15 protein-coding genes and 2 other annotated features are annotated in these 11,814 nt (G+C 45.1%); all 15 genes read right to left on the bottom strand.

Going from position 1 to position 11,814, the window contains the following annotated elements; genetic code table 11:
- Positions 1–70 precede the first annotated feature (70 nt).
- Positions 71–436: a 50S ribosomal protein L7/L12 gene (gene rplL / locus ESE_RS0104895; RefSeq protein ID WP_004560214.1), complete on the bottom strand. Its 366-nt coding sequence runs from the start codon at positions 434–436 to the stop codon at positions 71–73.
- Between the two features lie 90 nt (positions 437–526).
- A complete protein-coding gene (gene rplJ, locus ESE_RS0104890) occupies positions 527–1,033 on the bottom strand; it encodes a 50S ribosomal protein L10 (RefSeq protein WP_010372171.1) in 507 nt (168 codons plus the stop codon).
- 26 nt (positions 1,034–1,059) lie between these two features.
- Positions 1,060–1,186, bottom strand: a sequence feature (ribosomal protein L10 leader region).
- A gap of 73 nt (positions 1,187–1,259) precedes the next feature.
- A complete protein-coding gene (gene rplA, locus ESE_RS0104885) occupies positions 1,260–1,952 on the bottom strand; it encodes a 50S ribosomal protein L1 (protein ID WP_010372169.1) in 693 nt (230 codons plus the stop codon).
- A gap of 96 nt (positions 1,953–2,048) precedes the next feature.
- On the bottom strand, positions 2,049–2,474 hold the full coding sequence (gene rplK, locus ESE_RS0104880; protein WP_010372167.1) for a 50S ribosomal protein L11: 426 nt from the start codon (positions 2,472–2,474) through the stop codon (positions 2,049–2,051).
- Positions 2,475–2,631: 157 nt separating this feature from the next.
- Positions 2,632–3,186: a transcription termination/antitermination protein NusG gene (nusG, locus tag ESE_RS0104875; protein ID WP_010372166.1), complete on the bottom strand. Its 555-nt coding sequence runs from the start codon at positions 3,184–3,186 to the stop codon at positions 2,632–2,634.
- Between the two features lie 103 nt (positions 3,187–3,289).
- On the bottom strand, positions 3,290–3,460 hold the full coding sequence (gene secE, locus ESE_RS0104870) for a preprotein translocase subunit SecE (RefSeq protein ID WP_010372162.1): 171 nt from the start codon (positions 3,458–3,460) through the stop codon (positions 3,290–3,292).
- Positions 3,461–3,505: 45 nt separating this feature from the next.
- Positions 3,506–3,655, bottom strand: a complete 150-nt coding sequence (gene rpmG, locus ESE_RS12030) for a 50S ribosomal protein L33 (RefSeq protein ID WP_010372159.1) — start codon at positions 3,653–3,655, stop codon at positions 3,506–3,508.
- A gap of 66 nt (positions 3,656–3,721) precedes the next feature.
- Complete coding sequence (locus ESE_RS0104865; protein ID WP_010372156.1) at positions 3,722–4,267, bottom strand: RNA polymerase sigma factor; 546 nt, start codon at positions 4,265–4,267, stop codon at positions 3,722–3,724.
- Between the two features lie 114 nt (positions 4,268–4,381).
- A complete protein-coding gene (gene rlmB / locus ESE_RS0104860; protein ID WP_029237459.1) occupies positions 4,382–5,152 on the bottom strand; it encodes a 23S rRNA (guanosine(2251)-2'-O)-methyltransferase RlmB in 771 nt (256 codons plus the stop codon).
- Positions 5,153–5,258: 106 nt separating this feature from the next.
- On the bottom strand, positions 5,259–5,687 hold the full coding sequence (locus tag ESE_RS0104855) for a Mini-ribonuclease 3 (RefSeq protein ID WP_010372150.1): 429 nt from the start codon (positions 5,685–5,687) through the stop codon (positions 5,259–5,261).
- A gap of 54 nt (positions 5,688–5,741) precedes the next feature.
- On the bottom strand, positions 5,742–6,221 hold the full coding sequence (locus ESE_RS0104850; protein ID WP_010372147.1) for an S-ribosylhomocysteine lyase: 480 nt from the start codon (positions 6,219–6,221) through the stop codon (positions 5,742–5,744).
- 2 nt (positions 6,222–6,223) lie between these two features.
- On the bottom strand, positions 6,224–7,078 hold the full coding sequence (locus ESE_RS0104845) for a MetQ/NlpA family ABC transporter substrate-binding protein (RefSeq protein WP_010372145.1): 855 nt from the start codon (positions 7,076–7,078) through the stop codon (positions 6,224–6,226).
- 4 nt (positions 7,079–7,082) lie between these two features.
- On the bottom strand, positions 7,083–8,201 hold the full coding sequence (locus tag ESE_RS0104840; protein ID WP_010372142.1) for a vitamin B12 independent methionine synthase: 1,119 nt from the start codon (positions 8,199–8,201) through the stop codon (positions 7,083–7,085).
- 2 nt (positions 8,202–8,203) lie between these two features.
- Positions 8,204–9,352, bottom strand: a complete 1,149-nt coding sequence (locus ESE_RS0104835) for an aminotransferase class I/II-fold pyridoxal phosphate-dependent enzyme (RefSeq protein ID WP_010372139.1) — start codon at positions 9,350–9,352, stop codon at positions 8,204–8,206.
- Between the two features lie 175 nt (positions 9,353–9,527).
- Positions 9,528–9,776: a binding site (T-box leader), on the bottom strand.
- Between the two features lie 559 nt (positions 9,777–10,335).
- Positions 10,336–11,751, bottom strand: coding sequence for a cysteine--tRNA ligase (cysS, locus tag ESE_RS0104830; RefSeq protein WP_010372136.1), 1,416 nt, complete (start codon positions 11,749–11,751; stop codon positions 10,336–10,338).
- Between the last annotated feature and the right edge of the window lie 63 nt (positions 11,752–11,814).

Genomic DNA, 11,814 nt, shown 5'->3' with positions numbered 1-11,814 from the left:
CGACTTTGTCAAAAAAATGCATAAAAAAAGACGAGATACCGGAGTATCTCGTCTTTTTAAGGGACGTTAATTACTTAACAGTAACAACGGCACCAGCTTCTTCCAACTTAGCCTTCAATTCGTTAGCTTCGTCTTCTGAAACGCCTTCCTTGATAGCTGAAGGAGCGTTGTCTACCAAGTCCTTAGCTTCCTTCAAGCCCAAACCAGTTGCTTCGCGAACTGCCTTGATAACTTGAACCTTAGCTGAACCAGCTGAAGTCAACTCAACGTCAAATTCAGTCTTGGCTGCTTCGGCACCACCAGCTGCACCAGCAACTGCAACAGGGGCAGCAGCTGAAACACCAAACTCTTCTTCAATAGCTGAAACCAAGTCAGCCAAGTCCAAAATCGTAGCTTCCTTCAATGAAGCGATGATTGAATCCTTATCAAATGCCATGATAATTAATCTCCTCGTTTATTTGCCTATACGGCGATTTTAATTTGTGGGCTAAGCCCGATATAAAAGTGCGTCGCACTAAGCAAAAGCTTAGGCTTCAGCAGCTTCTTCCTTTGCGTCTGACACAGCCTTAACTGCGTAAGCAAAGTTGCGAACAGGTGCTTGCAACGTTGACAACAACATTGACAACAAACCGTCGCGGTCTGGCAAAGCTGCGTACTTGTTGATATCTTCAACAGATGCAACTTGACCGTCAACAACACCACCCTTGATTTCCAAGGCTTCGATGTTATCAGCAAACTTCTTCAAAATACGTGAAGGAGCGATTGCGTCCTCGTTAGAGAATGCAACGGCTGAAGGTCCGACAAACAAGTCGTTCAAGTCAGTCAAATCAGCGGCTTCAACAGCACGCGTCAAGATCTTGTTCTTGATAACCTTCAACTCAACGCCTTCTGAACGCAATTCTGAACGCAAGTTGTTGGCTTGTTCAACCGTCAACCCACGCACGTCAACAACAACTGCAGATGCAGCTGACTTAAACTTGTCAGCAACTTCTGAAACTTGTTGTGCCTTCAAAGCAATAGTTGCTTCACTCATGGTAATGTTCCTCCTGTTAAGATTTTGATTCGTACCAAAAACCCCCAGCACATACTGCACCGGGGGTCAAAAGTCGCTTACGCGTTTTTCACTTCCTCGGCGGGTTATTAAGTCTTACGACACCTGCGTCTTAGGTAGAATCGATTTATTACTCAAACTACTCTAACAGGTAGTCGAGGAAGTGTCAACATGAAAAGCTAAATTATAATCTAGAAAAATTCTAAAATTACAATGAAGCTAGATCGATGTTAACAGCAGGTCCGAACGTTGAAGCGATTGATACGTGCTTTACGTATGCACCCTTAACAGCGGCAGGACGAGCCTTCAAGATAACGTCTGACAATGACTTGATGTTTCCAGCAAGCTTGTCGGCGTCAAATGATACCTTACCAACTGGTACAGCAACGTTTCCGTCACGATCAGTACGGTAAGTAACCTTACCTGACTTAGCGTCAGAAACGGCCTTTGCTACGTCAAACGTAACAGTACCCGTCTTAGGGTTAGGCATCAATCCCTTAGGACCCAATGCACGTCCAACACGACCAACTTGGGCCATCATGTCAGGCGTAGCAATGGCAACGTCAAAGTCCAACCAACCGTCAGAAATGCGTTGAACCAAGTCAGCAGCACCAACAACGTCAGCACCAGCTTCTTCAGCTTCCTTAGCCTTATCACCTTGAGCAAAGACCACAACAGTTTGGTCCTTACCAGTACCGTTAGGCAAAACAACGGCACCACGCAATTGTTGGTCTGCTTGACGAGTATCAACGTTCAAGTTGAACGCGATTTCAACAGTTGCATCAAACTTGGCAAAGTCGATGTCCTTTACCAATGCGGCAGCTTCTTCAACAGTGTACAACTTCTCACTGTCAACCTTTTCAGCGGCTGCCAAATACTTCTTACCATACTTCTTAGCCATGGTAGCTATTCCTCCTTGCAAATGCGGTCAAACGGTCATTGACCTCCCGCTTGATCATGCTTAGTTTCCTACGCGATCCGTACGGAACTCGTTAAATTAGCCTTCAACGTTGAAGCCCATTGAGCGAGCAGTACCTTCGATCATGCGAACAGCTGCATCAACGTCAGCTGCGTTTAGATCTTGCATCTTAGTTTCTGCAATTTCACGTACTTGTGCTGCAGTAACCGTAGCGACCTTCTTCGTGTTAGGCTCACCAGAACCCTTTTCAACACCGGCTGCCTTCTTCAACAAAACTGCTGCTGGAGGCGTCTTAGTGATGAATTCGAATGAACGATCTTCATATACAGTAATAACTACTGGGATCAACAAACCACCTTGGTCGGCAGTGCGAGCGTTAAACTCCTTTGCGAATCCCATGATGTTAACACCAGCTTGACCCAAAGCAGGTCCAACTGGAGGTGCAGGGGTAGCCTTACCGGCTGGAATCTGCAACTTAACAATGCTTGAAACTTTCTTAGCCACGATTGTTTCCTCCTTCGTGTTTGTGGTGTAATGGCGCGTTTCGATTTACGCCTCCCACATATGCGTGTCACCACACATACCAGATTATAATAACAAAACACCTGACTTTTGACAAGTCAGGTGTTCAATAAAAATTCAATTTTTTATGGAAATGACTTTATAGTACTGACTCAACGTCGTTAAATGAGATTTCCGTTGGCGTTTCACGACCCAAGAAGTCAACCAAAACAGTTACTTCTTGCTTGTCATTATCGATAGCCGTTACTTCACCTTGCATACCAGAGAATGAACCAGCGACAATCTTCACTGATTCACCAACTTCAACATTCAAGTCGGCAACCTTACGTTCAACAATGTTCATGCGAGCCAACATGTCATCAACTTCATCAGGCAACAATGACACGGGCTTTGATCCACCACCGTGTGAACCCAAGAAACCAGTTACACCTGGTGTGTTTCGCACAACATACCATGCTTCGTCGGTCATAATCATCTCAACCAAAGCATAACCAGGGAAGTCGTTTTCCTTAACAATCTTCGTCTCGCCATCCTTTTCAACTTCAACTTCTTGCTCTGGCACGATAACACGGAAGATGTAGTCCGTCATCCCCATCGTCTCAATACGTGACTCGAGGTTCGCCTTAACCTTGTTTTCGTATCCTGCATAAGTGTGCAAGACGTACCATTGCTTATCATATGACTCAACTGCCATGATTGCCTCCTTAGGTCGTGCCTGTAATTTTTGTAAATTAAAAACCCTCAAGATTGAGGGTTTATTAGTCGCTTTTCAATGTCCTTATTATATCGCAATAAGCTTACTTAGACAACCAAGTAACCCCTTGTTCAAAGACCCAGTCAGCGCCACCAAACAAAATGGCGAAGAACAAACCGGTCATCAAAACAATTGATGTGTCTCGAACATTTTCACTAAACGTAGGCCAAGTGACCTTGCGCATTTCAGCGACAACGCTTGCTAAAAACTTCATCAGTATGTACTCCTGTTTCCAGAGTGGGGCGACCCAACTCCGTTCTTACATCGTCTCACGGTGCATCGTGTGTTGCCCGCAGAACTTGCAAAACTTCATAACTTCAAGACGCTCAAGACGGTTGGGCTTCTTAGTTACCATGTAGTTTCGTGATCCGCAGACACTGCACGCTAATGCGACTTTCTTCGCTGCCATAATCGTGTCTCCGCTCTTTTAAAATTCTCTAATATAGTATTTTCAGTTTACCACGAATGCCTTTATTCAGCTACCTTTCGCCTCAGCTTGGTAGATTTTCTTCAAATTTTGTCGCGTTGCATAACACCAAGAACGTGATCGTTCGAGTTGGACCGCACATTCATTGATGTCGTATCCCATCGCGAGTAACAAGACGAATTCCCGTTCCTTTACACCTAAATTCGATATTAAATCAACAATGGTCGCCACTGCTGCACTAGGCGGCGTAATTTGTGCACTCTGCACATACGTCGTTACACACGCTTCATTCAACGAAACGCCCTCCACCGACTCGTACCGATAGGACTCCCGCCACAGTTGGACAATTCGGTGCCGCAACGCTTGATTATAGTACCGCGTCAGCGCACCCCAATGTGTGGCCTTTAGCTTGCGTAATGTTTGGTACAACACTAACCGACTCTCCTGTTCCCAATCGTATTGCTGCGTCTGGAGACTGTGATCACGGTATAACGTCCACACCAATCCCCGAAACGCCTCAAAAATATCCTGAAAAGCAGCTTCATCACCCGCTTGTGCCGCCTGAATTAACTGCATTGCCTTTTGGTTCGTCATCTTATTTTACCCTCCTCCGGCTTGCTAACAGTGTGCCGATGATTCGGATTCAAGACGAAAAAATGCACAATAACCGGCATCAAGTTACCGGTTATTGTGCATTTTTTCATGTGGTTAAAGCGGGTTACGACTACTAAATGCTTGATAAATTAACAAGCTAGCTGCAACCGACGCATTCAAACTTTGGACGTGACCAACCATTGGAATCGTCAGCGTTTCATCCACCGTCTTCTTCAACAACGGTGAAATCCCCTTACCCTCATTACCAATGATTAGAGCAGTTGGACCAGCAGCATCCCAACGACGGTAATCCTTACCATCCATGTCTGTGCCAAAGACCCACAACCCACGTTCCTTAAGTTGTTCAACCGTTTGCACTAAGTTCGTCACACGTGCAACAGGCACGTGTTCAATTGCCCCTGTTGACGTTTTCGCAACAACTGATGTCAATTGTACCGCTCGGCGCTTAGGAATAATAATGCCATGCACCCCGGCCGCATCAGCCGTACGCAAAATTGAGCCTAAGTTGTGCGGATCTTCAATTGAATCCAACACCAAGAAAAATGGTGCTTCTGATTTTTCAGCTGCCTTCGCAAACAAATCGTCAATCGTTGCATATGCATAGGCCGCAATCGATAACACCACACCTTGGTGATTTTGACCATTCGTCAATTCATCTAACTTAGCTTTTGGCGCATCTTGAATAATCAAGCCCCGCTTTTTCGCTAATGCCATCACTTCATTACGAATCTTGTCAGCCAAACCACTTTGTAGCCAAACCTTGTTAATTTCTGTTTCACCCTTCAACGCCTCAACCGACGCATGGTGGCCAAACACGAACTCAGTTTGTGCCGTATCATCGACGGCTTCAGCTTCTACTCGCATTTCACGCTTCTGGCGTGGTTGGCGATCGCGGTCGTTGAAACGACGGTCGGCACCGCGACGATTAGTTGGTCGTTCTTGACGTCCGCCACGATCACGACCGTTACGATTATTTGTTTGTTGTGCCATTTGCTCTCGTTCGCCCACTTTCTACTTGTTCGTATACCCAAGCCACAATCTCATCTAAACGTGCTGTTTGATTGCTAGCTGCCAAAAAACCAATCAATGCTTCAAATCCAGTCGAAATACGGTATGTCACGACATCTGTATTCTTCGCCTTTGTATGTGAATTAGCATTGCGTCCACGCTTAAAGTACACCATTTCTTCTTCAGTCAACAAATCTTCCGCTTCCATCAAGGCGTACAAAGCCGCGTGTGCTTTAGCAGACACGTAGTTCTTTGATTCACGTTGCAGGCGGGCCGGCTTCGTAATCCCTTTAGCCAACAAATGTTGACGGATGTACACTTCATACACCGCATCCCCATAATAGGCCAAATCCAAGCCATTTAATTGCTCATAATTAATCTTCTCATTCATGCTTACTATAATAACAGAAAAACCGGGCCAATGACCCGGTTTAACAAATTATGCTTATGCTTCAACGACATGACGGACAAACGGATCATCTGACAAACCGGCTTGCAAGATAACATCTGCCCACGCCTTTGCCGAATGTAAACTATGATCTTTAAAGTTACCGCACTCTCGAATAGTCGTGGCTGGGACATCATCCCACGTAATGTCATCACGAATCTTGCGCAACACGCGAGTAAACGTTTCGGCTAGCTGCGTTGGCGTGTACGACTGCCAACTGATGACATGGAACCCTGTCCGACATCCAAATGGTGAAATATCAATGATGCCATCTAGCTCATCGCGAACTAAGCTCGCAAACAAATGTTCCAATGTATGAATGCCCGCCGTCTCAATTGACGTCTCATTAGGTTGGACCAAGCGCAAATCATAATTGGCAATCGTGCCACCTTGAGGCCCGTGCTCTTCTGCAATCAAACGCACGTACGGTACCTTAACTTGTGTGTGATCTAATGTAAAACTTTCAACTTCTGCCATAATTAATTGCCCTCCACATAACTAAGTGGCTTTTGTACCTCAACTTTGGTGCCGTGGTACTTTGCCTTAATCCATTTTTGTTCTGATGCATTGTGATACAACTTGACCAACTTTTGATAGGTCTTATTTTTAGCCTCTGACTGACGCGTTGCCAAGATATTAATATTTGCCTTCGTGCTGGTGTTAATTGACTCGCGATAAATCGAATCATGTAACACGTTCAACCCACCGGCTTGTGAGACTGAATTAGAAATCAACACCGCCGCGACCGCTTTGTCTTTCAACACGGCAACCCCAGTCGTGTCATCAATTTCCTTGAATTGAAAATGATGGGGATTGGTTGCGATATCGGCAACCCCTGAAAGGGCTGAGAAATCAGACTTCAAGGTGATTAATCCCGCCCTGGCCAATAATTTCAACCCACGGGCCGCGTCCGCATTGTCACGTGCAATGGCAATCGTTGCGCCATTCGGAATGTCTGCCACCTTCTTGTATCGATGTGAATACACACCCATTGGCTCAATATACGTCGTGCCTAACGCAGCCAGCTTCGCGGTATTAGTTTCCTTATTAAAGGCTTGAAAATAGCTATACGATTGGAACGCATTGACATCAACTTCACCTGAAGCAGTCGCTCGATTCAAGGTTGCGCCGTCGGTAAATTCTTTCACTTTAATTTGCAAATCTGCCTTTTTCGCCGCTGGTGACTTCGCAATATGACGCCAAATATCTGCATCAGAGGTGACGGATCCAACCGTTACCTTTTCAGCCGCATGTGCTGCGGTTGTGCCTGCCAGGACGCCTAAACTAACTGCTGCTAAACCCGCCACGATGGTTAACCCAACTTTATTCGTCATCGGCCTATCCCCACACTTCTTCGGCAATTTGCTTGATAAACCCTAACTTCGCCCATTGCTCATCTGGCGTCAGTGCATTACCTTCTTCGGTTGAGGCAAACCCACATTGCGTAGAAAGCGCCAAATTCTCAAGTGGCACAAATTGCGTGGCCTCCTGAATTCTCGCCTTAATATCCGTCGCTGCTTCCAGTTCTGGTGACTTACTCGTGACCAGGCCTAACACTAGCGTCACATCAGGTCGATTAGCCCAGATCGCCGTTAACGGTGTGAAATCACCAGAACGTGCGTCATCGTACTCCAAGAAGTACGTGTCGTAATGTAATTGACCCAGGTAGTCCGCTACTGGCGCATACCCACCCTCGAACAAGTACGTTGACTTAAAATTACCGCGACAAATGTGCGTCGAAATTTTGAAATCATCAGGCAAGCCATCTAACGCCTTGTTAATGACATACACGCTGTCGGCTGCAATCTTTTCATACTTTGCCCGTTCAGTTGGATTGGTGGCAAATTCGTTCAATTTACTAATCAAAAACGCCCAGGTTGTATCATCTAATTGCACATAACGTGAACCTAAATCGTAGTAATGTTGCAATGTTTCATGATAGGCCAAAGCCAAATCATCCAAGTAGTCATCCCAAGTATCATAAAATGACAAGGCATTATCTGAACGGCCATCACGGAATAACAACGTTGGTGCCGGAATGGTTGACTTCGGCTCGGTTCCTGCCGGTGCGACTGATTGTAAATACGCAAAATCAGCAAAGAATGGATGATCTGGATTAAAGGCAATTTTGCCAGTCAACCGGACATTATCCGTACGAGTCTTCTCGCCGTGGAACTTATAGGAATCTTCTTGTACATATCGTTCAACACCGGTCAAACCCCACAGAAAGTCCAAGTGCCACCATGACCGTGCAAATTCACCATCCGTTACATCTTTCAAACCAACTTCATGCTGGTGAATAACCAAATCGTGAATTTCGTCATGTTGAATCTTTACCAAAGCCTCCTGTGTGATTTCACCAGCTGCAAAGGCTGCTCGCGCTTGCTTTAGCGTTGCTGGTCGCAAATATGAACCCACTTGATCAAAATGGTAACGTTGCTTAGTTGCTGTTGTCATAATTATTCTTCTCCTAAATATGAAAAGGCATTCGACAAATCGGCAATGATATCTGTAATGCTTTCGAGTCCCACTGAATAGCGCAATAAGCCTGGTGTAATACCACTAGCTACTTGTTCAGCTGCCGATAATTCCGCATGGGACATTTTTGGCGGATAGCTGATAATGCTTTCTACGCCACCTAAACTGACTGAGTAAATTGGAATAGTGAGATGTTTAACCAATTGTCGGGCGTTTTCAATCGACCCAACATCAAATGACAAGACTGCCCCACCATTTTTGGCTTGCGTTAATTGCACCTGATAGTTCGGATGCGTCGGTAAGCCTGGGTAATGCACGGCATTTACTTGCGGTTGGTCAGTTAACCATGCGGCCAGCTGAGTTGCACTGGCACTCGCCTGCGCCATTCGCACCCCCAGCGTTTTCATTCCCCGCAATAGCAGCCAACTGTCTAACACACCCAGGGTGGCGCCAACTGCATTTTGAATGAAATAGATTTGCTCAGCTAAATCATCCCGTTTTGTCACTGCCGTGCCAGCTAAAATATCTGAATGTCCTGCTAAAAACTTGGTAGCTGAATGTACGACGACATCAACGAAGAAATCTAGCGGCTTCTGTAAAGCAGGTGACATAAAGGTATTGTCCGCAATCGTTAAAAGATCATGCGCTTTTGCAATTGCGACAATCCCTGCAATATCGGTCACTGACAAGGTTGGATTGGAAGGCGTTTCAATATAAATCGCCTTTGTATTCGGCAAAATTGCGGCCGCGACGTCTGCTAGTTCACCACAATCAACAAACGTATGTGTGATACCAAATCGTGATAACACATCCGTTAATACACGAAATGTCCCACCATAAACGTGCGACGTCACCACGATATGGTCACCAGCTGAGAAGGTCATGAGCACACTACTAATGGCTGCCATCCCCGAACTAAAGAGATAACCATGTGTCGCATGTTCTAAAGCCGCTACCGCCTTCTCCGCTGCCAAGCGGGTTGGATTACCGCTTCTGGCGTAATCAAATTCACCTAAGTTATCAAAATCCGTTTGAGCAAACGTCGCTGATAATTGAATCGGTGTATTAACCGCTCCTGTCAGTTGATCATGCGTCGTCGTTACTTGTAAAATCTTTGTCAAATCATCCATGCCAATTTCTCCGTCTGTTTGCGCTACGAGTGTCAATTTCGTCGCATCACATTCGACTTTGGCCTAATCCCTCACCGACAACAAGACATCGGTGAATCGTCACGCATAATACTTGCATTGTCTGTCCTCCACATTTAAGTTTTGACGTAAAAAAACGTCCCGTAGCTACAATTAGCTACGGGACGTTGACACGTGTTACCACCCGGGTTTAGTTATTCCCATACGAAATAACCCTCTTTCAATACGGTCCTATGTCGGACGATATCTAAGCGCAATAACGGGCGCACCCGAATGACGCTAACACGTTTTGCTCACGTCATTCTAACTCCAAGACCATTTTCCAATTCTTCAGTTGATTAGCTCGCACCACACGCTAACTCTCTGGGCAACCGTTAAAAAGTACTTATCTCTTCTTAGTCGATATCCTTATCATAGCACCACATTAAAAAACGTCAACACTTTAATTAGAATTAGATTAGATAAAAACCTAAAAAGCAATTAATTAACACCAATAGTTAAGTTATAAACGACAATTATATCTTGGCGACGTTCCATGAACATTATTAAAAAACGCCTATTTAAAGGCACTAAGCCTTAATTCAGGCGGATTAAATTCTCGAATGCGGTACAGCTAAACGGACAGATTGTTCACTTTTTAACTTCTAATAAAGTATAATAAAAGACGTAGAATTGAGCTGATTCCTAAATAAATCTCACAATCAATAACTAATAATGTTCTCAACAAGCATTGTTTAAACCTTTCAAATCATTTCTACATCCAAAGCTTTGGCACCCCGTTCTCAACGGGGTGCCTTTTTTGTCAGTGTCACGGCTAACCAGGCACCAGCCATTAGTGAGCCCGTATGCTCCCAAGCTTTGATAGCAACACTATCAGAGAACCACAAAAAGAAATCCCCAGAAACAAGATCACTTGTCTCTGGGGATTTCTATTACTAATTAATCAATCATGTAAAAATGTTTGATTAGGCACGACGCCAACGCGTTCCTTGTGGCGTATCTTCTAGGATAATGCCACGTGAAGCCAATTCATCACGAATTTCGTCTGAACGAGCAAAGTTTGACGTCTCACGGGCAGCATCACGTTCCTTGATCAATGCATCAACATCTGCATCCAACAAAGGTGCTTGCTCCAAACCATCAACACCAAACACGTTCATCAAGTCCTTGATTTGCTTCAAAACAAAGTTGACCGTGTCAGTCTTAACTTCTTCAGCTTGTGAGTACAAGTTGGCCAATTCAATCAACTCATAAACCGCAGTCATCGCGTTTTGTGCGTTGAAGTCATCGTCCATAGCCTCAACAAAGGCATCAACCTTTTCTTGCGCCTTTGCTTCGATATCAGCATCTGAACCGGCAACTGCTGATCCCAAACGGAATTGCAAGTTACGGTAACCAGTGCGGATACGCTCCAAGTTGCGGGCAGCCAAGTCCATGTTCTTTTGTGAGTAGGCAATTGGGCGACGGTATTGTGTCGTAGCTATGAAGAAACGCAAAACCATTGGATCATCGATTTGTTGCAACAATTCGTGCACAGTCGTGAAGTTTCCCAATGACTTTGACATCTTCTCGTTTTCATCACCAACCGTAACGAAACCGTTGTGCAACCACTTCTCAACGAACTTTTCACCCGTGTGAGCTTCAGTTTGTGCGATTTCATTTGTGTGGTGTGGGAAAGCCAAATCGATTCCACCACCGTGGATGTCCAAGTGGTTTCCCAAGTACTTCGTTGACATCACTGAGCACTCAATGTGCCAACCAGGACGTCCCTTACCCCAAGGTGAGTTCCAGGCAATTGCACCATCGCCATTCTCACCCTTCCAGACTGCGAAGTCCATTGGGTCTTCCTTACGAGCCAATTCGCCATCGTCCAAACGACCAGCAGCGTTTGATTCCATTTCAGCCAAGTCTTGGTGGGCCAAAATACCGTAACCCTTAAACTTCTTGGCACGGAAGTAAACGTCACCTTCTGATTCGTAGGCGTAACCCTTCTTAATCAAATCCTCAACGAATTCGATAATCTCTGGGATGTGCTCCGTTGCACGTGGACGAACAGTGGCAGGCTTGATGTTCAATGGTGCCGTATCTTCGTTAAAGGCATCAATGTACTTATCAGCCAATTCTGGTACGGTGATACCTTGCTCGCTAGCTGCAGCAATCATCTTGTCGTCAACGTCCGTGAAGTTTGACACATAGTTCACTTCGTATCCACGATACTCGAAGTAACGGCGGATCGTGTCGAATGCAATCGCTGAACGTGCATTACCGATGTGAATGTAGTTATAAACAGTTGGTCCGCAGACATACATATTGATCGTCTTTTCATTGATGGGCGTAAAAGTTTCCTTTTCCAAGCTCATCGTGTTGAAGGTCTTCATCATTTTTGCATGCTCCTTTAATTTAATAAGTTAATTTTAGCATATGACTTCAAATACTCTAAGCAT

This window comes from Weissella cibaria KACC 11862, assembly GCF_000193635.1.
Lineage (GTDB): Bacteria > Bacillota > Bacilli > Lactobacillales > Lactobacillaceae > Weissella > Weissella cibaria.
Note: the sequence above shows the minus strand (reverse complement) of the source record. Positions and strands in the feature narration are given on the sequence as shown.

Bases quoted from the DNA above. Each gene is read 5' to 3' on its own strand.
- rplJ (WP_010372171.1), bottom strand. From the start codon at position 1,033: ATGAGTGAAGCAACTATTGCTTTGAAGGCACAACAAGTTTCAGAAGTT.
- nusG (WP_010372166.1), bottom strand. From the start codon at position 3,186: ATGGCAGTTGAGTCATATGATAAGCAATGGTACGTCTTGCACACTTAT.
- ESE_RS0104865 (WP_010372156.1), bottom strand. From the start codon at position 4,267: ATGACGAACCAAAAGGCAATGCAGTTAATTCAGGCGGCACAAGCGGGT.
- rpmG (WP_010372159.1), bottom strand. From the start codon at position 3,655: ATGGCAGCGAAGAAAGTCGCATTAGCGTGCAGTGTCTGCGGATCACGA.
- rlmB (WP_029237459.1), bottom strand. From the start codon at position 5,152: ATGCGAGTAGAAGCTGAAGCCGTCGATGATACGGCACAAACTGAGTTC.
- rplA (WP_010372169.1), bottom strand. From the start codon at position 1,952: ATGGCTAAGAAGTATGGTAAGAAGTATTTGGCAGCCGCTGAAAAGGTT.
- ESE_RS0104840 (WP_010372142.1), bottom strand. From the start codon at position 8,201: ATGACAACAGCAACTAAGCAACGTTACCATTTTGATCAAGTGGGTTCA.
- ESE_RS0104835 (WP_010372139.1), bottom strand. From the start codon at position 9,352: ATGGATGATTTGACAAAGATTTTACAAGTAACGACGACGCATGATCAA.
- cysS (WP_010372136.1), bottom strand. From the start codon at position 11,751: ATGATGAAGACCTTCAACACGATGAGCTTGGAAAAGGAAACTTTTACG.
- ESE_RS0104850 (WP_010372147.1), bottom strand. From the start codon at position 6,221: ATGGCAGAAGTTGAAAGTTTTACATTAGATCACACACAAGTTAAGGTA.
- ESE_RS0104855 (WP_010372150.1), bottom strand. From the start codon at position 5,687: ATGAATGAGAAGATTAATTATGAGCAATTAAATGGCTTGGATTTGGCC.
- rplL (WP_004560214.1), bottom strand. From the start codon at position 436: ATGGCATTTGATAAGGATTCAATCATCGCTTCATTGAAGGAAGCTACG.
- secE (WP_010372162.1), bottom strand. From the start codon at position 3,460: ATGAAGTTTTTAGCAAGCGTTGTCGCTGAAATGCGCAAGGTCACTTGG.
- ESE_RS0104845 (WP_010372145.1), bottom strand. From the start codon at position 7,078: ATGACGAATAAAGTTGGGTTAACCATCGTGGCGGGTTTAGCAGCAGTT.